Source organism: Serratia sp. LS-1, from assembly GCF_003719595.1.
GTDB lineage: Bacteria > Pseudomonadota > Gammaproteobacteria > Enterobacterales > Enterobacteriaceae > Serratia > Serratia ureilytica.
In genome coordinates this window covers 3,729,050-3,748,799 of the sequence record NZ_CP033504.1, presented here as the reverse complement: position 1 = coordinate 3,748,799, position 19,750 = coordinate 3,729,050, and the positions used below count along the sequence as shown (strand labels likewise).

Here is a 19,750-nt window from a genome sequence, read left to right as displayed (position 1 = left end):
CGCGTCATCCTTCTGCCGAGCGGCCAGAGAGAAGCCCATTCATCGGTCGAGACGCCGTTCGGCAGCGTGGCGTTGTTGCGCCGTTGTGGGAGAAAAGTAACGAAATCGCCCTATAAAAGGGGCTTTTAGCGGTGAACGGGCGTAGATTGGCGTTTGGTTGCGGAGGTGTCTAAAATTTTCTCGTTTATTTGGTAAATAATAATGAGAACTACTATCAATCCCCGGTTGGTTTGATATGATCGCACGCTGAATTATTCCTTAATTTTGATCGGTAATGGGTGGAGGCACAGCGTGAAAACGGCTGGCAAGAATTTAAATCAAGGATCGTTCGGCCAGGGCCGGGCGCAGTGGGGCAAGGCCTTTGGCCGCAGCCTGATGGCTTCTATGGTGCTGGTTGTGGGGCTGGCCGGCAGCGCGCAGGCAGCGCCGGCGGCCAATCCGGCCGTTACCGAAAGCGTTGCGCCGACCACCGCGCCTGCACCAGCAGCCGCTGCGCCGGAAAGCATCACGCCGGTGAACCCGGCACCGACGATCCAGCCACCGGAAACCCGCGGCATGGACCTGTCCATTTGGGGCATGTACCAGCACGCCGACGCGGTGGTGAAAGCGGTGATGATCGGCCTGGTGCTGGCGTCTATCGTGACCTGGACCATTTTGTTCGCTAAAGGCAGCGAACTGCTGCGCGCCAAGCGCCGTCTGCGCCGCGAGCAGCTGGCGCTGGCCGAAGCGCGCTCGCTGGATGAAGCTTCCGAGCTGGCGCAAAACTTCTCCGCGGAGAGTGTCAGTGCGGTGCTGCTGAACGATGCGCAAAATGAGCTGGAGCTGTCTGCGGAATCCAACGACAACAACGGCATCAAAGAACGCACCGGTTTCCGCCTCGAGCGCCGCGTGGCGGCCTACAGCCGCAACATGGGCCGCGGCAACGGCTTTCTGGCCACCATCGGCGCCATCTCGCCGTTCGTCGGCCTGTTCGGTACCGTATGGGGCATCATGAACAGCTTCATCGGCATCGCCCATTCGCAGACCACCAACCTGGCGGTCGTGGCGCCGGGCATCGCCGAGGCGCTGCTGGCAACCGCAATGGGCCTGGTGGCGGCGATCCCTGCGGTGGTGATCTACAACATCTTCGCCCGCGTCATCAGCGGCCATCGCGCCCAGGTAGGCGATGTGGCGGCGCAGGTCTTGCTGTTGCAGGGCCGCGATCTGGATCTGGCCGCAACGGCGGAAGCCAAGCGCTCACAGCACGCACATCAACTGCGGGCGGGGTGAGTCATGGCGATGCGCTTAAATGAAGATCTGGACGACAGCGGCGAACTGCATGAAATCAACGTGACGCCGTTTATCGACGTCATGTTGGTGCTGTTGATCATCTTTATGGTGGCCGCGCCGCTGGCAACGGTAGATATCCGCGTCGATCTGCCGGCTTCTTCCGCCAAGCCGCAGCCGCGGCCGGAAAAACCGGTCTTCCTGTCGGTGAAGGCCGACAAGCAGCTCTACGTCGGCGATCAGCCGGTGAATGCCGATCAGCTGACCTCGGTGCTGGATCAACGCACCCAGGCTAACAAAGAAACCACCATCTTCTTCCAGGCGGACAAGAGCGTGGACTATGAAACGCTGATGAGCGTGATGGACACCCTGCGTAAAGCCGGCTACCTGAAAGTGGGGCTGGTGGGCATGGAGGGCGCCGCCAAGTAGCGGCAGCAAAACGATAAAGGGCGCTCAGGCGCCCTTTTTTATTGATTCTGAGATATCACTCCCCGGCTAACAAAGCCCGGGAACCGGCATGACGCCAGTGGATACGGCCCGGCAGATAAAGCGCGCTCTGTTCCAGCGGCCGTTCGTCGATAAGCGCGGTGACATTGTCGAAGCTATGTTGCGCCAGTGCCAGGCAGTCTTGCGCGACCGTGTCTATCTTCAGCGTCATGCAGTCGAACAGGTAGTGATCGTCGAAGCTGCACAGGTGAATGTCGCTCTCCATCAGCTGATGCTGAGTCAGATATCGCAATACGCCTTCCAGCAGGCCGCAGGCGGCGGTAAACAGCGCTTTGGGCGGACGCCCTAACTGTGCGCACAGCTGAGCGAACATCTCGTAACCTGAGCTGGGGTGATAGTTGCCGTTGATGATCCATTCCGGTTTGCACGTTACGCCGGCGCGCTCCAGGCCAAGCTGGAAGCCGGCTAGGCGATCGCGGGTCGGCGAAATGCGCGGCTGCCCGCCGAGAAAATAGATCTCATCCGGATGTTGGCGCGCGACCGTTTCCACCAGGTCGGCGGTCGAATTGACCGAATCGGTGATCACCAGCGGCAGTTCGGAGCCGGCGATCAGGCGATCCATCTGCACCACCGGCAGCCCGGCGTTGATCTTCTGGTATTCTGCGTCGTTCAACTGGCTGGAGGCGACGATCAAGCCGTCCACCTGCCGCTGTACCAGACTGTTCACCGCCATCATCTCCTGCGCCGGGTTTTCATCGGTGCAGGCGATCAACAGCTGCAGGCCAGCTTCGCGGCACAGCGTTTCCAGCTCGCGTGAAATCACCGCAAAGCCGTAGTTGGTCATCTCCGGCACCACCAGCCCCAGCGTGTGGCTGCGGTTGGAGCGCAGGGAGCGGGCGTGGATGCTGGGCTGATAATGGTGCTCGTGCGCCAGCGCCAGAATGCGATCGCGGGTGTCGTCGGACACCCGATATTCCTTGCTGCGGCCGTTCAGCACCAGGCTGGCGGTCGATTTCGACACCCCGGCCAGCGTGGCGATGTCACTGATGGTAATGCGTTTATTTTTTTTCACTGACGCCATCTGAAGTCATCGGAGGATGCGTCATTCTAGCATGCATGGCGTCAGCGGCCAGTATTCCAACGCCAGCGGCGCGTTTCCGGACAGCCGCAGTTGCGGCTCAATGGCCGGGAAGTAGCGCGCGCTCATCACGGCCTCGCCGCGGTTGATGAAGATCTCCACGCTGGAACGATCGAACAGCAGCTGCAGATGCGTGACCGGGCCGCGCCAGTAACGGTGCTCCGGCTGGCCGTCGGCCAGGGAAGCGCGCGTCAGCCGCAGCCTTTCGCCGTCCCAGTTCAGCGTCATGGCGTCGCCAAAGGCGGCGTTGAACGCGCCCTGCGGCGCCAACTGCAGCTCCGCGGCCCCCAGCGCGCAGGCGGGGGCGCCATCGGCACGGCCCTGCCAGCATGTTCGTTCGCCGCGCAGCTGTTGCAGCTCGCGCGCCGGACGCTGCTGGAGGCGGCCATGCCGCAGCGACAGCTCGCGCGGGCAGGTCATGGTGTGGATCCAGCCGTAGCGGCGCGTCGGATGGGCTTCTTCATCTTGCTCGGGCACGCCCATCCAGCCGAACAGCAAGCGGCGGCCATCTTCCGCCAGCGTCGTCTGCGGCGCATAAAACTCGAAGCCGGCGTCCAGTTCGCGGAATTCGCCGTGACGGAAGGCCGCCTGGCGGTAATCCAGCTTGCCGATCAGATAACCGGCCTGATAGCGATTGAGGTAGCGTTCCGGCTGCGGCGCCAGCCCCTGCGGGCAGCAGATCAACACGTCAGCGTCGTCCAGCGAGAACAGATCCGGGCACTCCCACATGTAGCCGAATTCGCCTAAGCCGTTCAGGCCGGAACCGGCGATCTCGCCCAGCGATTGCCAGTCACGCAGATTGCTGGAACGCAACAGCAGCACCTTACCGCGATCCTGCAGGTCACGCGCGCCGAGCACCATGTACCACGCATTCTGATGACGCCACACTTTCGGATCGCGTACGTGCCCGCTGTAGCCCGCCGGCAGCGGCAGCACCGGCCCGAGTTTGCGGTACTCGCCCCGATCGCTTTCCTGAGCCAGGCACTGGTAAGCGGTGCGTGAGCCGTCGGGGAATTTCACGTTGCCGGTGTAGATCAGCGTGATTTTGTCTTCCGCCACCACCGCCGAGCCGGAGTAACAGCCGTGGCTGTCGTAACAGGCGCCCGGCGCCAGGGCGATCGGCTGATGCGCCCAACGCAGCAAGTCGGTCGACTGCCAATGTCCCCAGCACTTGTTGCGATGGTCGCAGCCCAGCGGATTCCATTGATAGAACAGATGATAAACGCCGTTGTGCTGAATGAAGCCGTTGGGATCGTTCAGCAGGCCAACGCTGGGCGCCAGATGCCAGGCCGGGCGGTGCGGATCGCGCAGCGCGAGTGGCAGGCCGTTCATGACCGCCCGCATTGCCTGTTTGATTAAGCTGAGTTCCTCCATCATTGCGCGTCCGTTTTATATTTCAGCAGCAGGGAGAGGGCGAAGGCGCTGCCAAACGCGATCGCCAGGCCGATGATATAGCTGACCAGCGAACTGGCCTGCACGATCGCCATGCCGGGGATCGCCGTCAGCCCGACCGCGTTCATGCCGACATGATTGGCCACCACCCAGGCGCCGCCGAGCGCGCCGCCCGCCAGCGCCGCCAGGAACGGTTTCACGAAGCGCAGGTTGATGCCGAACAGCGCCGCCTCGGTGATGCCGAGCATGGCGGAAAAGGCTGAAGGCACCGCGATGGCTTTGATTTTGGCATCGCGCGTTTTGAAATACACCGCCAGGCAGGCGCCGCCCTGAGCGATGTTGGCCATCGACCAAATCGGCAGCAGGAAGTTGACGCCGATGTTGGGGTTGCCGAGCAGCCCGGCCTCCACCGCGTGGAAGCTGTGATGGATGCCGGTGATGACAATGGCGGAATAGAGGCCGCCGAACAGCAGGCCGGCGAACCAACCGGCATGGGCGATCAGCGTGCTGAGCACGAAGGATATGCCGTCGCCCAGCGCCCGGCCGGCGGGGCCGATAAACAGCAGGGCGACAAACCCGGAGATCACGACCGTCAGGAACGGCGTCAGGATCAAATCCAGCGCGTTGGGGATCACCTTGCGCAGGCGTTTTTCCAACAGGCTCATGAACCACACCGTCAGCAGCACCGGAAATACCGTGCCCTGATAGCCGATCATGGCGATCTCCAGACCGAAGAAGTTCATGGTATGGAACCCTCCGGCGACGCCCCAGGCGTTGGTCAGCGCCGGGTGCGTCAGAATGCCGCCGAGCGTGGCGCCCAGATAGGGGTTGCCGCCGAATTCGCGGGCGGCGGTGAAACCGATCAGAATCGGCAGGATAATGAACGCCGCCGAGCTGAACATGTTCAGCATCACGAACAGCGCGCTGTCGGCATCCGCCCAACCATAGGTTTTCACCATGCCGAGCAGCCCCATCAGCAGGCCGGAGGCGACGATGGCCGGGATGATCGGCACGAAGATGTTCGACAGCAGGCGGGCGATGCGCTGCAGCGGGTTGAGCTTTTTCGCCGCGATATCGGCGGCTTCGGCCTTGCTGGATTCGCTGACGCCCGCCGCCTTGATGAATTCCGCATGCACCTTGTTGACCAGCCCGGTGCCGAAGATCACCTGGATCTGACCGGCGTTGCTGAAGCAGCCTTTGACGCCGTCCAGTTTGCCGATGGCCCCTTTGTCCACCTTGCTGTCGTCCACCAGCACCAGGCGCAGGCGCGTGGCGCAGTGGGCGGCGCTGGCGATGTTCTCTTTACCGCCGAGCAGCGGCAACAGCGCGTTGGCGGTTGCGGTAATGTCCATGTTGTCCCCTTGCTGAATTAAAATGCCGCCGCGCTCTACGCGGCGGAAATACGTTCATCGATGTCAGAAGAAATACTTGAATCTGGCGCGCACGCCGTAACGCTGGTCGTTGTCGCCGTTGGCGATCTTGTTCTCGGCGTTGGCTTCCAGCAGCGAAACATAGGCGCCTAAATACACATTGAAATTCTTCATATTCATAATGTTAGGTATCTGATACGACGCGTGAACGGTGTGGATGTCGTAGTTGCCCGGCTCGCTGAGCGGATTGTGGATATCGGCGGCGATCCCGGCGGTATTGAACTCTTTGATGTTGTTGTGCGCATAGATATAACCCAGTTCGAAGCGCCGCCACAGCACGTTGACGCCGGCGGTCAAGTCCTGCTCGCCGGCGGCGTCCAGGTAGGCGGTGCTCAGGTTGGCCACCACGCCGTTATCCGGATCGGCCGCGTTGGTGTTCCAGCTCATGGTCATGCCGTAGCCGTTGCGCTTGGATTGATCGACGAAGCGGCCCTGGCTGTCCTGATAGCCGTAGGCATTATTCACCACGTTGCTTTCCATCGCCGCCGCGATGCTGAAGGCCTCTTTCTTCCAGGCGATCACCGGGCGCAAATAGGCGACGTTTTTCTTATTGTTCAGCGCATTGCCGTGGTAGCTGTTGTCCTGGAACAGTGAGGTGCCGTCTTCCACCAGCGTGTTCAGTTCGAAATAGACATCCCCGGCGTATTTGCTCAACATCAGGTTTCCGCCGCTGCTGCTGCGGCCACGGCCTTCTTTCATCATATAGATATAGCCAAAGCCGTCAGCGTAAAGATCGTTGGCGGTGTTGCCTGAATACTGAATGAAAGTGTCCTGATTCAGCGGGAACATGTCGTAGGCTTCGAAGCGGCCGATTTTGGTTTGCCAGTTCTTTTCATTGCCGAAGAAGAAAGCGGCGTCGTCCAGGTTCATTTTGCCGGTCATGTCCGCCAGCGGCTGGACGCTGAAACCGGAGAAGTTGCCGTCCGGATTGCGGCGATAGCCGTCCAGCCCCACCAGAATGCGGCCGTTGATGTCCCAGCGCTCTTTGTTGCCGGGTTTCCAATCCTTGTGATCGCTGCCTTTCAACGACGTCAGTTGGCCGCTGCGGCTGGCGCCGTCCAGATTGAACTCCACGTCGCCGTATAGCTTCAGATCGTTGAAGCCGTTCAGTTTTAGCGCGCCGGTCACGGGGGATTGCGTTTCCAGCGCGGCGGCGCGTTGCGCGACCCGCGCGGTTTGCCGCTCGGTGCTGGCGGTGCGCTGCTCCAGCTGTTGCGCCCGGCGTTCCGCCGCCGTGGCGCGGGTTTCAGCCTGAGCGGCGCGCTGTTCCGCCTGCGCCAGACGTTGTTCCAGCGCGTTAAGACGCGCCTCGATACTGCCGTCGCCGGAGGCTGCAGCGGCAGAAGTGGAGAGGAAAAGCCCTGTTGTTATCGCCAAATAGCTGAGTTTTTTCATCATCGTCTATCATCCGGGAAGGGTTGTTATTATTTTTTGCTAAATTGCTAAACCGGTTTTTCATGGCGAAAGATAACGATCGAGAAGCGGACTGGCAATCAAGTTTGCTAACCCGATTCAGCTATTGTGATCGAGTGCGCAAATCGTGGGGTTAAAAGACCACGGCGCCCAGGGGATCGCCGTGGTTGCAGGGGATCAGCGCAGAAAAGCGGCGAGCTCTTCGGCGCGGGGCAGGGCGGTCATGGCGCCTTTGGCGGTGGTGGCCAGCGCGCCGCAGGCCTGAGCCTGGGCGATAATCGCCGGCCATTGCGCTTCTTGCGGCAATGCGTGAAGGCGCGCCAGCGCCGCTAACAGCCCGGCGACAAACGCGTCGCCGGCGCCGGTGGTATCGACCGGCACGACAGGCGCCGCGCGGAAATGACGCAGCCGTTGGCCGTCATGCACGTAGACGCCGTCGCCGCCCAGCGTGACCAGCAACAGGCGCAACGGGTAGGTTTGCATCATCCAGCGGATGCCGTTCTCCACATCGTCAAGATGGCTGATGAAAACCAGCTCTTCGCGCGACAGTTTCACCACGTCCGCCAGCAGCAACGCCTTTTGCAGGCAGGGGCGCAGCGCTTCCGGTTGGCGCCAGATCTCTTCGCGGATATTGGGATCGAAACTGACCCGCCCGCCGGCCGCCCGAATGTTTTCCATTGCCGTAAAGGCCGCGCTGCGGCTGGGTTCCTGCGACAGCGCGATGGAGCAGAGATGCAGCCACTCGCCGCGTTGGAAGGCCGGCAGATCGTCAGGCTGTAAAAACAGATCGGCACTGGGCTGTACCATGAAAGTGAATGAGCGCTCACCGTGCTGATCGAGATCCACCACTACCGTGGAGGTGTGGTGTTCGGGATCCGAAAGCATATGGTCAATATCCACCCCTTCTTCGCTCAGCACCTGCTGCAGAAAGGCGCCGAAGCTGTCTTGCCCCACTCGGCCGATAAAGGCGCTGTCGCCGCCCAAGCGGGCGACGCCCACCGCCACGTTAGCCGGCGCGCCGCCGGGGCATTTAAGATAACTGTTTGAATTTTCTGGCACCAAATCGACCACTGCGTCGCCCAGCACCCATACGCGATTCGCCATGCTTAATCCCTGTTTCTACCGATGTCTGATGGGTGGCTAAAATAGAAGAACCGGTTTAGCAAAGCAATGAAATAATGCGTCAGGCGTTTGGGGAGTGAGGAAGATCAAAAAATAGGGCGGGTCAGGCTCAGGAAATACCGCCCGCGATGCGAGCGGGCGGTATGGATGAGCGAAGCGCCTGTAGTGGGCGCTGGGGGTCAGAATGCGACGGAACCCTGCACGAAGAAGGTGCGCGGTTCGCCGACGTACTTGCCGAAGTTATTGTCGTTGGAGCGGGTGAAGTAGCGCTGATCGAACAGGTTTTTCACCCCGGCGCCCAGCGTCAGGTTAGACAGCTGCGGCCCGAAGTTATATTCCCCGCGCATATTCCACACCATGTAACCGGCGATGTTGCCGAACTGGCCATCGGCGCTTTCCTGCGTGATGTACTCCGGCCCGGTGCCCGGCGAATGCTGTTTCGACTGCGCATAACCGTCCAGATTCCATACCCAGCTGCCGGTGGCGTAACGCGTACCGACGGTATAGACCTGGCGCGAGTAGAACGGCAGATCTTTACCGGCGAAGTCGCCCTTGTCGGTGCTGGCCTTGGTGTAGGTATAGCTGGTGTAGACGCTGGCGCCGTCGAGCGCCCGATTCAGCTCGCTGAGATCGTAGCTGAGCGCCAGCTCGATGCCTTTGTGCTTGGTGGCGCCCATGTTGGTCCAGCCCACGTCGTTGCTGATGTACTGCAGCTGGTTATCGAAGTCGATATAGAACAGCGTGGCCTCGGCCTTAACCACGGTGTCGTCGTAGCGGGTGCCGAACTCATAGGTACGCGCTTTTTCCGCCGTCAGCCCCGGCGCCGGCTGGTTGCCGTTGCCGCCTTTGGTCAGTTGGAAATACTGCATGCTGCCGAACGAGGTGTTGGCGTTGGCGAACAGTTTCCAGGCGTCAGACAGGTGGTACATCACGTTCAATGACGGCAGCGGCTCGCTGTAGCTTTTCTCGCGGCTGATGTTGTTGAACGAATCGTCCACGTGGGTGCGAATGCTTTCATAACGCAGGCCCGGCGTGACCGTCCAGTTGCCGACGTTAATGGTGTCGTCGATATAGAACGCGTTGGCTGCGGTGCCGCCGGAGGTGTGCTGGTAATAGTCCGGGGTATCCGGCGTGGCGCCGACATTCGCCGGGTTATACCAGGCCGAACGCGACGCCTTTTCATCCATGGTTTCATTCAGGTAGCGGTAACCGAGGGTGATCTCGTGCGCCATATCCCAGAAGCGAAACAGCTGCGAATAGCTTGGTTCGATCGCCCAGGTCGAATAGTGGCGCGGATAGGACACCATGCGCCGCAACCCGGCATTTTTGCCGGTGCCTTCCGACTCGATGTTGCTGCCGCGGTAGCTGTCGGTGAAGTAGGTCAACACTTCGAACTGTTTGTCGTCTTCCTGATGTTTGTATTTGAACGACATATCCTTGCGGCGGCCTTCGAACTGGTCCCAGGGACGCGTGGACTGGAATGGGTTCTGCGCGTATTGCGCGCTGCTCAGCCCGCCCGGCATGCCGGCTTTGGCGTCGTAGTAGTGGAAATTGGCCAGCAGTTCGTCGCGATCGGTGAACGCATAACGCGTTTTCAGCATGAAATCGTCGATGTCGGTGTTGTCGTTGTTGTCGCGGTAGCCCTGGCCGTGCAGGCCGGAGTAAAGCAGCTCGGCGCCGAAGCCGTTATCTGCGGTGCCGCCCACCGAGGCGCTGGTCAGGGTCTTCAGGCCGCCGTGGCTGGCGCCCTGAGTTTGCACGCCGGCGGTGCCGCCAAACGCTTTTGGAATGTCGCGGGTGACGAAGTTGATCACGCCGCCGACGTTTTGCGGCCCGTAACGCACCGCGCCGCCGCCGCGCACCACGTCAACCGATTGCAGGTTGCCGATCGACAGCGGCGCCATCGACAGCTGTGGCTGGCCGTAAGGCGCGACGGCCAACGGAACGCCGTCCATCAGAATGGTGGATCGCGGAGAAAGGCGTGAGGTCAGGCCGCGCACGCCGACGTTGAGCGAAATGTCGCTGCCGCCGGTGCCGTTGCTGTCGCGCACCTGCACGCCGGGCACACCGCGCAGGCTGTCGGCGATGGTTTGGTCGCCTTGCTCATGCATCTGCTGCTGAGTGACGATGGATCGCGCGCCCGGATGGTTGAGCAGCACCGAACTGGTATCAGGGTTGTCCAGCCAGTTGCCGACGACGGTTACCGTATCGGCATCGTTTTGAGATGAGTTATCAGCAGCAAGGATGGGGAAAGCAACGGCGATAGAGGTCGCCAGCAGGGAGAGGCGAAAAAGAATTGACATAATAATGCCTTAGAAGTTTCAGACCCGGATGTGTTTTTTTAGAAACGACAATCTTAATGATAATTATTGGCAAGTAAATAGAATTGTTATGGAATAGTTAAGCGGGTAACTACATGAAGGATGCCGGTAGCAGGGCCCGGTTGGCGGGCCCTGGCGGGGATTATTGCGGCGTAAGCCAGAAGACCCCGCTATAATCCAGCGCGGTGAATTTCTGGTGCACGCTTTCGATATCCGCTTGCGGATCAATATCTTTAAACAGCGCCGGGTGCAGGAATTTGGCGATCGCCTCGACCGCGATAAAGTTGAGCGGCGTGTCGTAAAATTGATGATAAATCGCCATCACGCGTTTTTCTTTCACCGCTTTCAACACGTTAATGCCGGTGCGATCCAGCAGATGCGCCAGTTTCTTTTGGCTGGTGGCCATATCGGTGGTGTAGCCCAGCGGCACGGCCAGCGTATCGCGATGGCCACGGCTCCAGTCGGCGCCGGTCAGCAGATAGAAATCCGGATTGCTGGCGATCACCTGTTCGACGTTCACTTCACCGCCCATGTCTGAAAACAGTTTGCTGCCGATATTGTCGCCGCCGGCGGTATCGATAAACTGCCCGAAGCTGCCTTTGCCGAAGGTATTGCAGCACTGCTCGCCTTTGATGCCGGCGCTGCGTTCGATGAAGACGCTGGGGCGCTGCTCCGGTTTCAGCGTGGCGACGCGCTGGCGCACCAGCTCGAGGCGTTGCTGATAGAAACGGATAAAGGCGTCGGCGTTGGGCTGCTCGTCAAACACTTTGCCCAACAGCGCCATGCTGGCGACGGTGTTGGTCAGCGGCTGCTGGCGGAAATCGATGATCAGCACCGGGATGCCGACTTTTTCCAGCTGGGTCAGTACGCCGCTGTCCTTCAATTTGCTCAGCAGACCGATGTCGAAAATGATCAGGTCCGGTTGGCGCACCACCGCGCTCTCCACGCTGAAGTCACTGGTGTAGGGGTTGTCGAAGGTGGGGATTTGCATGACCTGCGGGAATTTTTTCGCATAGGCCTCAACCAGATCCGGCGCTTTGACCTTCAGCGAGTTGTCCCAGGCGATGATGTTTTTCAGCGGCTCCTGCGGATGCAGAATATTCAGCGCCAACAGCGCGCGGGCGTCGGCCAGGATAACGCGCTTGGCCGGTTGCGGCAGCGTAACCTGACGGCCGGCGACATCGGTAACGACGATCGGCGCTGCTTGAGCGGCGCCGGCCAACAGCAAAACGCAGGCGGCCAGCCAGCGGCCGGCTTTGGCGATAAGAACAGCGGACATGGAGATCCTTGAGTAATCGGCTAGGAACGAGAACGCAATGATAAGCGATATCCTTTCGCTTTTTGAACCTCTTCGCTGTCGATAGGCTACTCCTGGCCCATCAGCGGGTCGCTGACGCTGTGTTCGCCATCCTCCAGTCGGCCCGCCAGGCGGCGGCGCCAGCCTCCGGCGCTGTGCAGCGCAAGATCATACCAACCGCCGCTGGCGCGGGCGTCAAGCGTTTGGCGGTGGCTGCCGCCCGCAGGCAGCGTGATGGGCCACGGGCCTTGTTGCGAGTAAGGGCAGCGGTCGAGAGTGACCGTCACCGTTTCGGCACCCGGGTTATCCAACTGCAGCAGCAGGCTGCGGCCCGTCGGGCGCAAACGCACCTCAGGCTGCGGCCGGCTCAGGGTGCCGCGCAGTTCACGATGAAAGCCGTTGGGGCCGAGCAGCCACAGATGGTACTCATTTTCCGCCCGCCAGTCGTCGCTGACCGCCTTGCCGGCCTCGACGGTATAGCGGCGCGGGATTTGCGTCAGGTCTCGCCGATCGTAGACGTGAAACACCGCTCCCTGCTCGCCGGTGTTGAACAGGTTCAGCGTCACGCGGCGCTGCTCGGTCGCGACGCTGGCCTCGACGTGCAGCTGGTAGGGCAGAGCGCGGGAAGGGCGCGCCAGGCGGCGTTGGTGGGGTAAACGCTGGTGGGCGGGCGGCGGCAGCGGCACCTGCGGCAGCTGTTCCTGACGCTGGCGCAGGCCGTCGGCGGCGTGGCGGCTGGTGGCGGGCAGGCTCGGCAATGCTTCGCCGTTAGGATCGACAAAGTTGAACGCCGAAGTGAGATCGCCGCACACCGCGCGGCGCCAGGCGCTGATGTTGGGTTCATGCACCTGAAAGCGCTTTTCCAAAAATTGCAGCACCGAGGTGTGATCGAAAACCTGTGAATTGACCCAGCCGCCGCGGCTCCAGGGCGACAGCACCAGCATCGGGACCCGCGGGCCGGGGCCGTAGATGCGGCCGTCCGGCGGCGGTTGATCCTGCGAGCCGGGCGGCGCCACGTGCTGGAAGATCTCGGTGTCGAACGGTACGGTCGATTTACCGGCGAAGCTGCCGTCTTCGCGCAGCGACGGCGCGGAAGGCGAAGGCATATGGTCAAAAAAGCCGTCGTTTTCGTCGTAGTTGACCAGCAGGACGGTTTTACTCCACACCTCCGGGGTGTCGGTCAGCGCGTTGAGGATCTCTTGGGTGAACCAGCCGCCCTGCACCGGGCTGGAGGGATCGGGATGTTCCGAATAGGCCGCCGGCGCGATGATCCAACTGACCTGCGGCAGTTTGCCCTGCTGCACGTCGGCGCGGAATCCGGCCAGCATGGCGTCCAGGTCGTTGCCGTCGGCGGCCGGCAGGGTGTTGCCGTTGCCTTTGTAGAGCGGTGCGGCCTCGTTGAGCGCATCGCTATAAGGCACGAAAGCGTTGAAGTCTTTCGACGGCCGCGCCGGGTTGCCCACTTGAATGCTGGCGGCGCGGTATTGGCGAAAACCCGCCAGCGGGTTGTCGGTAAAGTTGTCCGGCAGGAATTGGTATACCTTCCAACTGACGCCGCTCGCCTCCAGCCGTTCCGGATAGGTGGTCCACCGGTAGCCGATCTCTGCCGGGCCGGGGCTGTCCCATTCGTTGACCACTACCGCCACGTCGGCGGCGGACGGGCCGTTGGTGCCGGTCCAGTGGAACAGCCGATTGGTGTTGGTGCCGGCGTGGATGGAGCAGTGATAGGCATCGCACAGGGTGAAGGCGTTGGCCAGCGCGAACTGGAACGGCAGCTCCTGCTGGCGGTAGTAGCCCATCGAGGCCGGCGTTTTGTAGGTGGGCCAGGCGCTCATGCGGCCGTGATCCCAGGCGGCTTGCTCATCCACCCACGAGTGCGGCGTGCCGGTGACGCGCTGGGCGTTGCCGCGTTTGCTGTCCAGATGGTAGGGCAGCACCAGCCGTTCAGCGCCCTGTTGCTGCCAGACCAGGCGATCGCCGGGCAGTGGAATGGTAAATCGATCGCTGAAGCCGCGCACGCCCGGTAAGGTGCCGAAGTAGTGATCGAAAGAGCGGTTCTCCTGCATCAGGATCACCACGTGTTCGGCGTCGCGCAGGGTGCCGGTGCGGTTATTGGCGGGAATGGCCAGCGCTTTGCGAATCGAGGCGGGCAACAGCGAGAACGCCGATCCGATGGCGGCAGCCCGCAGGATGTCTCTGCGAGAAAGGTCAGGCATGCGTCGTTAATCTCCGTCAGTGTGCTTTGAAGATAGCCGCTGACGACGATAATGGCGAAAAATAACAGGGAGATGAAAGCGAGAGAAACAATGCTCCCTGGCGGGAGCATTGGGGGATGAGGCTTACTGTCTGATCAGGCGGCCGAGCGTCGGCGCCGTTTCGAAATCGCTGCGGAAGGGGTTGATGTCCAGGCCGCCGCGGCGGGTGTAACGCGCGAACACGCTGAGTTTTTCCGGGCGGCAGCTCTGCTTGATGTCGTTGAAAATGCGCTCGACGCACTGCTCGTGGAATTCGTTGTGCTGGCGGAAGGAGATCAGGTAGCGCAGCAGGCTTTCGCGATCGATTTTGCGGCCTTCATAGTGGATCACCACGCTGCCCCAGTCCGGCTGGTTGGTGACCAGGCAGTTGGATTTCAGCAGATTGGAAGACAGCGTCTCCGCTACGTGCTCCCCTTGATCGGCCGCGCCGCTCAGGTATTCCGGTTTGAAGGCGAAGTCGTCGACCGCGATATCCAGATCGTCGATGTTGATGCCCGGCAGACGATCGATCTGCGCCGGATAACCTTCCAAACCCGGATAGAGCTTGACGGTGACCTGGCCATTGGCCGCCTGCGACAGATCCTTCTGCATGGCGGCGCTCACCTGTTCCACGCTGTCGAAGCGCGTTTGGTTGAAGCTGTTGAGATACAGCTTGAACGATTTGGATTCGATCAGGTTGGAAGAAGAGTGCGGGAAGGTAAATTCGCCGATGCCCACCACCGGTTTGCCCTTGCCGTTGAGCCACGACAACTCGAAGGCGGTCCACAGATCAAAGCCGCTGAACGGCAGCTGCCGTTCGTCCACGCCGATCAGATCGCGGCCGCGTGCGCGCGGCAAGGCTTCGAGCAATGCGGGAGCATATTGGTCCGGATAATCGGAGTTCGCGCCAAGATGGGTGATCTTATCTTGCTTTTGGATATGCATATTCATTGCCCTTTGCTTGTTCGGTATTGATGTAGCGGTTAAACAGACTGCGGGTGGCGTAAATCGGCCCGACGCCCAGCAGGGCGTAAACCACCTTGATCAGGAACTGAGACAGGATCATGGTTTTGATGATGTCCCAGCTCAGCACGTTGTAGAACGCCAGCGTACAGAACACCACGCTGTCGATGGCCGATGCGATTACGGTGCTGGTGATCACGCGCACGAACAGGTAGCGGGAGTTGGTCAACTCCTTGATCTTGCAAAGCAGATAGGAGTTGACGTTCTCGGAGATCAGATAGGCCGCCGAAGAGGCCACCAGCACCGCCATGATGCTGTGCACGATGCCGTTGTAGGTCTCGCTGTACTCCCACTGTGGAATGCTCGGCACCAGCGTCGTCACCCAGACGCCGAGAACGAAGGTCAGGTTGGCGATGAACGAGATGATGATGGTGCGTCTGGCCAGCCGCAACCCATAGAACTCGTTGAGAATGTCCACCAGAATGAACGTGAGCGGATAGATGAAGATCGCCGGCGGCGTGATGAGATTCAGCACCGGAATTTGGATCGGCTTGACGCCGCACAGCGTCGAGAAGATATAAATCACGCTGAGCGCCACGGTAATAATCAGGTAGGCGTACCAGGAACGTTCATGGCGATCGCTGAGCTCATAGGCGGTTTTTTGTTGATTGTCGCCGTAGAGTTTACGGTACAGCGCCTGCAGCTCGTGCCGGCTCAGATCTTCCGATATTTCGCTGTCGGCCAGCTCATTGAGCCCCATGGTAATGGTTTTGCCGGTGGCCAATACCATGACATTGGCCGCGATGGTGCCATGTCGGGTGAAGCCCAACAGCTTGAACTTCTGATTCGGTTCCATTTATAACCTTTCTCCAACGATATAACCCAGGAATTGCACCGTCTCCTGAAGGCGTTTGTCCATGCTTTCGCTGTCTTTGTCGTCAACCACAAAGAAGCCGCTTTTTCCCGAGTGATACAGCAAAGGTGAATCGCAAATCAGTACCGGCGGACGTTTGATGATAATGACTTCGCCCGGAATGAATGACCCTTTAATTTCGGTCTCTATTTTCATTGCCAACATGTTCGACTCATCGCCGAAGAAATAAGTCAAAGGAAACTCGGTGACCAGTTGCCCGATCTTGCGCTGCGAGACGGCCAGATAGCGCGACTGCGGGATCACCGGAATGGCGGAAGGGTTCTTGTTGCCTTCGGTGGACAACGTTTCGTTGAGCAGCTCCAGTTTTTCCAGATCGTAGTCTTCGATCTCTTCACAGGAGACACCGAAAAAATCTGAAATCCGATTAACGGTGGATTGCTGAACGTTGTTCACTCTTCCATCAAGAATTTTGTATAGGGTAGTGCGCGTCAGGCCGCTGCGGTTGGAAAAGGAAGCCTTGGTTTCACCGCGGGTACGCATTAGATATTCAATATTTTTAATGATGTTGATTTTGCGCTGTGCGTTGGGGGTTTTCATAGGCTGTCCTTACAAACATTACGCTGGCTTCACTATATCTTACGCGTTGGCGTTGTCCAGATAAAAAGGCGCAGGGAATAGGATAACAGACTGATTATTTTCGTTAATTATTGCTTTCTGTCAGCGGCTTGGCGAGGGGTGGGCGACGTGGATGCGGAAGGCGGTTTGGGGAAATGATAAAGCTGTGCAAATCAATTGATTAGCTTTTGCTTATGGAAAAGTGAACACAAAAGCCAATTTTATGTTCACTTTTATGTTGACCAAAGGCGATTTCATGGGCTACTGTTCATGCAAGCTGAAGTTTTTCTTTACGATCAAAACACTGAAGCTAACGACTTTTATAATAAAAAGCTCAGAGGGGGATGTTCCCGCACTCTGAGCATAATGGATAGCTTGCTACCGACACCAGGGACCCTCATCACCACGGCCGTTTGTCTGCGCGATCGGCCTATTCCTTTGCGCTGAACTCCGCATTTTGCGAGCAATAAAACACTCCCCCGTCATCGGAGGAGTGCGTTAACGCCTGTGCGAAAATCAGAGCGACTTCTGCGAGGCTAGGGGTTTTTGCGCCCGACTGAAGGCCAGCTTGAGCACCCAATACAGCAGGCTGGCGGCCACCAGTGAGTTGATGGTCGGTACGCCCCATTCGGTCGCCAGGCCAACGGCGCCGCCGGCGATGCTGGCGACGATCGCCGCCCAGCCGATGGTTGGGGTTTCGTTCGGCAACTGGCCCGTACGGCGGCTCTCGTCCAGGATTTTGCGGTGGCTGCGCAGCAGGTAATAGTCCACCAGCATGATGCCGATAATGGGCGGGAAGACCACGCCAAGCACCGTCAGGAAGTCGACGAAGCGGTCGAGAATGCCCAGCACCGACAGCGTGGTGCCCAGAATACCGATCGCCAACGTGGTGTAGGTGTACTTCAGCTTTTTGCCGGTGATGCCTTCCACCGCGTTGACGATGCCCAGCGAAGAGGAGTACAGGTTGAGATCGTTGACGCGCAGGGTGGAAAACACCACCACCAGCAAACCGGCGCCGCCGGCCGCTTGCGACATGATGGTGACCACATCCGCGGTGCCCAGGGTTTTGGCGATCAAGATAGCCAGGCCATTCACCACGAACTCGCCGGCGACGATGGTGAAGATCGTAACGCCGAGCACGTGTTTGCCGTTTTTGGAGTAACGGGTCAGATCGGGCGTCATCAGGCTGGCCACGATGGCGCCGCCGACGACGATGGTGATGCCGGCGCTGATGGTCAATGGTTCACCCGGCGGCGCCAGCTGGATGATCTCCTGCAGGTTATGGCCGGAAAGCGCGGTCACCGAAATATAGGCCACCAGCATAATGAACATCGGCACCGCGATACGGGCGGCGATGCGCAACGCCTTGAAGCCGAATGCCACCAGGATGGTCAACAGCGTGCCCGAGAGCCCGGCGGCCAGGCCAAAGCCCAGCTTATTGCCGAGCGCGAAATCGAGCGACTTGGCGAAAATGGCGTTTTGAATGCCGAACCAGCCCAGCAGGCTGACGGCCACGACCACGCCGATCAGCACCGAGCCCAGGCGGCCAAAGCCGCACCAGCGCGCCAGCAGGCTGCCGGAAATCCCTTCGCGCATGCCCGCCATCCCAAGCCCATAGGTCACCACGCCGAAGATCAGGCTGCCGACGAAAATGGCGGTGAAGGCGTCAATCAGCGTCATGGAGTTGCCGAGCACGGCGCCGAGCATGAACTGGTCCAGCGCGGTCAGCATGCCCATATGCACGATGGCCACGCTTAAAAACGAGACTCTTTTATCCTGCGGCACCCGGGTGAGCGGATAATCTTCGATCTTTATCACGGTGAGATCTTCCTTGCGGTTCAAATAAACTGAATGCCCTTGGTTATCAGGCGATCGGGAATATAGTTATCCAGGTTGGCGTATTTGCAATACTCCTCAAACTGTTGCTGAGTATGCACGTTGGCCTTCTGGTAAATATTATAAATGCGGTTTTCGATGGTCTTATTGCTGACGTTATAGATTTTGGCGATCTCTTTCACCGTAAATCGCTGCAGCATAAGGAAAATGACATCGAGCTCGGCGCGGGTGAACAGCTCGTTGTTAACTTCGGTGGTCAAAATGCTGGGTTTTTGCTGATTGATGTATTTCAGCGGCGACAGGCTGTTCATCGGCTTGGCGTTCCAGATCACGCCGATCACCTGTTTGTCATCGTTGTAGACCGGCAGCTTTTCGCTGATAAACGGCGTCAGGCTGTCTTTGCCATACCAGTAGTGCGTCTCGATGACCGTGACCCGATCGCGCGCCGCTTCGGTCATCTTGTCATGCTCGATAAAGTCGGCGGCGGAATCGGCCCAGTCGGCGGGGAATTCGTGGTCATATTTTCCGGCGACGTCGAAATTCAGCGGCGTATTGGTATAGAGATAAGCGGCGCGGTTCATATAGAGGTGGCGGGACAGCTGGTCTTTGATGCCCCAGGGCTCGCTCAGGTGCTCCATCATGGTGATGAGGCCCTTGAAATAAGATTCATTATTTTTATGCGATGAACCCATACCCACCTCTGCGCCGCTCAGGCCGCGTTACAGGCTTTTAGCCAGGTAATGGCGGGTATGGCGATGCGCATAGTCACCCAGCTCGCCATAGACTCGGTAGCCCAGTTTTTCGTAGAAGCCTCTGGCCTGGAAATCGAAGGTATCGACGTAGGCCATATGGCAACCGCGCTTGCGGGCTTCTTCTTCGGCTAGCTGCATCAGTTGGCGACCGTAACCGCTTTTGCGGCATTGATCGCCGACCCAAAGATACTGTACTTCCAGGCCGCCCCACCAGGTACGTGCGACCAGACCGCCGACGATCTGCTGGTTGTCGTCGGTGACGGTCAGGAACAGCGGGTGAATGTCTACGGGCTGGGTTTTATGGTTGTGCGCCCAGAGGCTGTCGATAACGAACTCTTCATCCTGCGGGTTGGGTTTGTCGGTGATATTAATATTCATTTTTAATATAATTCCCTGATTTAATTATTCAAATCTGAACTAGACGCTTTCGCCCCAACCGCTTCTATTATCACTTTTATTAATGTATTTCAAGGGTGGTTTTCACCCTTTTCCGCCGTGCAGGCGGGCGCTTATAGTAAGCATCACAGGGTGAAGAAAATAGCGAAACAGGCAGTATTAAAACGCTGAAATGCCCTGCCAACACCATCTTTTCCTACTTGCGCCTCACCAGGGCCCCACCGGGAAAACTGCAGTACTGTACGGCTCCACCG

Annotated in this window: 16 protein-coding genes; 2 read left to right on the top strand and 14 right to left on the bottom strand. The window is 59.4% G+C overall.

Features of this window, described 5'->3' with window-relative positions:
* Positions 1-291 precede the first annotated feature (291 nt).
* A complete protein-coding gene (gene exbB, locus EDY99_RS17865) occupies positions 292-1,269 on the top strand; it encodes a tol-pal system-associated acyl-CoA thioesterase (RefSeq protein ID WP_080273417.1) in 978 nt (325 codons plus the stop codon).
* Between the two features lie 3 nt (positions 1,270-1,272).
* The gene (gene exbD, locus EDY99_RS17860) at positions 1,273-1,695 is read left to right on the top strand and encodes a TonB system transport protein ExbD (protein ID WP_004937307.1); all 423 of its coding nucleotides are present in this window, start codon (positions 1,273-1,275) and stop codon (positions 1,693-1,695) included.
* Between the two features lie 55 nt (positions 1,696-1,750).
* On the opposite strand, the gene EDY99_RS17855 is transcribed toward exbD, so the two are convergent.
* The 14 genes from EDY99_RS17855 to EDY99_RS17790 all read right to left on the bottom strand — a co-directional run bounded on the left by EDY99_RS17855 (position 1,751) and on the right by EDY99_RS17790 (position 19,478).
* Positions 1,751-2,794 (bottom strand): LacI family DNA-binding transcriptional regulator, encoded by a 1,044-nt coding sequence (locus EDY99_RS17855; protein ID WP_123061971.1) that lies wholly within the window; start codon positions 2,792-2,794, stop codon positions 1,751-1,753.
* Positions 2,795-2,815: 21 nt separating this feature from the next.
* On the bottom strand, positions 2,816-4,225 hold the full coding sequence (locus EDY99_RS17850) for a sucrose-6-phosphate hydrolase (protein ID WP_123062187.1): 1,410 nt from the start codon (positions 4,223-4,225) through the stop codon (positions 2,816-2,818).
* Entirely contained in the window at positions 4,225-5,595 is a 1,371-nt protein-coding gene (locus EDY99_RS17845; protein ID WP_123061970.1) for a sucrose-specific PTS transporter subunit IIBC, read from the bottom strand. Before EDY99_RS17845 ends, EDY99_RS17850 begins: the two co-directional genes overlap by 1 nt.
* Positions 5,596-5,658: 63 nt before the next feature.
* Positions 5,659-7,068, bottom strand: coding sequence for a carbohydrate porin (locus EDY99_RS17840; protein ID WP_101453879.1), 1,410 nt, complete (start codon positions 7,066-7,068; stop codon positions 5,659-5,661).
* A gap of 195 nt (positions 7,069-7,263) precedes the next feature.
* Positions 7,264-8,190: an aminoimidazole riboside kinase gene (locus EDY99_RS17835; RefSeq protein WP_047573657.1), complete on the bottom strand. Its 927-nt coding sequence runs from the start codon at positions 8,188-8,190 to the stop codon at positions 7,264-7,266.
* 197 nt (positions 8,191-8,387) lie between these two features.
* Positions 8,388-10,511, bottom strand: a complete 2,124-nt coding sequence (locus tag EDY99_RS17830; protein ID WP_123061969.1) for a TonB-dependent siderophore receptor — start codon at positions 10,509-10,511, stop codon at positions 8,388-8,390.
* Positions 10,512-10,671: 160 nt separating this feature from the next.
* On the bottom strand, positions 10,672-11,808 hold the full coding sequence (locus tag EDY99_RS17825; RefSeq protein WP_123061968.1) for an ABC transporter substrate-binding protein: 1,137 nt from the start codon (positions 11,806-11,808) through the stop codon (positions 10,672-10,674).
* 86 nt (positions 11,809-11,894) lie between these two features.
* The gene (locus EDY99_RS17820; protein WP_123061967.1) at positions 11,895-14,042 is read right to left on the bottom strand and encodes a phosphocholine-specific phospholipase C; all 2,148 of its coding nucleotides are present in this window, start codon (positions 14,040-14,042) and stop codon (positions 11,895-11,897) included.
* A 123-nt stretch (positions 14,043-14,165) separates the two neighbouring features.
* Complete coding sequence (queF, locus tag EDY99_RS17815; RefSeq protein ID WP_033644641.1) at positions 14,166-15,005, bottom strand: NADPH-dependent 7-cyano-7-deazaguanine reductase QueF; 840 nt, start codon at positions 15,003-15,005, stop codon at positions 14,166-14,168.
* Positions 14,983-15,879, bottom strand: a complete 897-nt coding sequence (locus EDY99_RS17810; protein WP_033644642.1) for a queuosine precursor transporter — start codon at positions 15,877-15,879, stop codon at positions 14,983-14,985. Before EDY99_RS17810 ends, queF begins: the two co-directional genes overlap by 23 nt.
* Complete coding sequence (locus EDY99_RS17805; RefSeq protein WP_033644644.1) at positions 15,880-16,494, bottom strand: helix-turn-helix transcriptional regulator; 615 nt, start codon at positions 16,492-16,494, stop codon at positions 15,880-15,882. It abuts the gene before it with no gap.
* A 534-nt stretch (positions 16,495-17,028) separates the two neighbouring features.
* A complete protein-coding gene (locus tag EDY99_RS17800) occupies positions 17,029-18,330 on the bottom strand; it encodes a cytosine permease (RefSeq protein WP_033644921.1) in 1,302 nt (433 codons plus the stop codon).
* Between the two features lie 20 nt (positions 18,331-18,350).
* The gene (locus EDY99_RS17795; protein WP_033644646.1) at positions 18,351-19,040 is read right to left on the bottom strand and encodes a PAS and helix-turn-helix domain-containing protein; all 690 of its coding nucleotides are present in this window, start codon (positions 19,038-19,040) and stop codon (positions 18,351-18,353) included.
* A gap of 27 nt (positions 19,041-19,067) precedes the next feature.
* Positions 19,068-19,478 (bottom strand): GNAT family N-acetyltransferase, encoded by a 411-nt coding sequence (locus EDY99_RS17790; RefSeq protein WP_019453029.1) that lies wholly within the window; start codon positions 19,476-19,478, stop codon positions 19,068-19,070.
* Positions 19,479-19,750: the final 272 nt, after the last annotated feature.

What these genes read in the sequence shown, in the direction of transcription:
- exbD (WP_004937307.1), top strand. Translation starts at nt 1,273, where the DNA reads ATGGCGATGCGCTTAAATGAAGATCTGGACGACAGCGGCGAACTGCAT.
- EDY99_RS17855 (WP_123061971.1), bottom strand. Translation starts at nt 2,794, where the DNA reads ATGGCGTCAGTGAAAAAAAATAAACGCATTACCATCAGTGACATCGCC.
- EDY99_RS17850 (WP_123062187.1), bottom strand. Translation starts at nt 4,225, where the DNA reads ATGGAGGAACTCAGCTTAATCAAACAGGCAATGCGGGCGGTCATGAAC.
- EDY99_RS17845 (WP_123061970.1), bottom strand. Translation starts at nt 5,595, where the DNA reads ATGGACATTACCGCAACCGCCAACGCGCTGTTGCCGCTGCTCGGCGGT.
- EDY99_RS17840 (WP_101453879.1), bottom strand. Translation starts at nt 7,068, where the DNA reads ATGAAAAAACTCAGCTATTTGGCGATAACAACAGGGCTTTTCCTCTCC.
- EDY99_RS17835 (WP_047573657.1), bottom strand. Translation starts at nt 8,190, where the DNA reads ATGGCGAATCGCGTATGGGTGCTGGGCGACGCAGTGGTCGATTTGGTG.
- EDY99_RS17830 (WP_123061969.1), bottom strand. Translation starts at nt 10,511, where the DNA reads ATGTCAATTCTTTTTCGCCTCTCCCTGCTGGCGACCTCTATCGCCGTT.
- EDY99_RS17825 (WP_123061968.1), bottom strand. Translation starts at nt 11,808, where the DNA reads ATGTCCGCTGTTCTTATCGCCAAAGCCGGCCGCTGGCTGGCCGCCTGC.
- EDY99_RS17820 (WP_123061967.1), bottom strand. Translation starts at nt 14,042, where the DNA reads ATGCCTGACCTTTCTCGCAGAGACATCCTGCGGGCTGCCGCCATCGGA.
- queF (WP_033644641.1), bottom strand. Translation starts at nt 15,005, where the DNA reads ATGCATATCCAAAAGCAAGATAAGATCACCCATCTTGGCGCGAACTCC.
- EDY99_RS17810 (WP_033644642.1), bottom strand. Translation starts at nt 15,879, where the DNA reads ATGGAACCGAATCAGAAGTTCAAGCTGTTGGGCTTCACCCGACATGGC.
- EDY99_RS17805 (WP_033644644.1), bottom strand. Translation starts at nt 16,494, where the DNA reads ATGAAAACCCCCAACGCACAGCGCAAAATCAACATCATTAAAAATATT.
- EDY99_RS17795 (WP_033644646.1), bottom strand. Translation starts at nt 19,040, where the DNA reads ATGGGTTCATCGCATAAAAATAATGAATCTTATTTCAAGGGCCTCATC.
- EDY99_RS17790 (WP_019453029.1), bottom strand. Translation starts at nt 19,478, where the DNA reads ATGAATATTAATATCACCGACAAACCCAACCCGCAGGATGAAGAGTTC.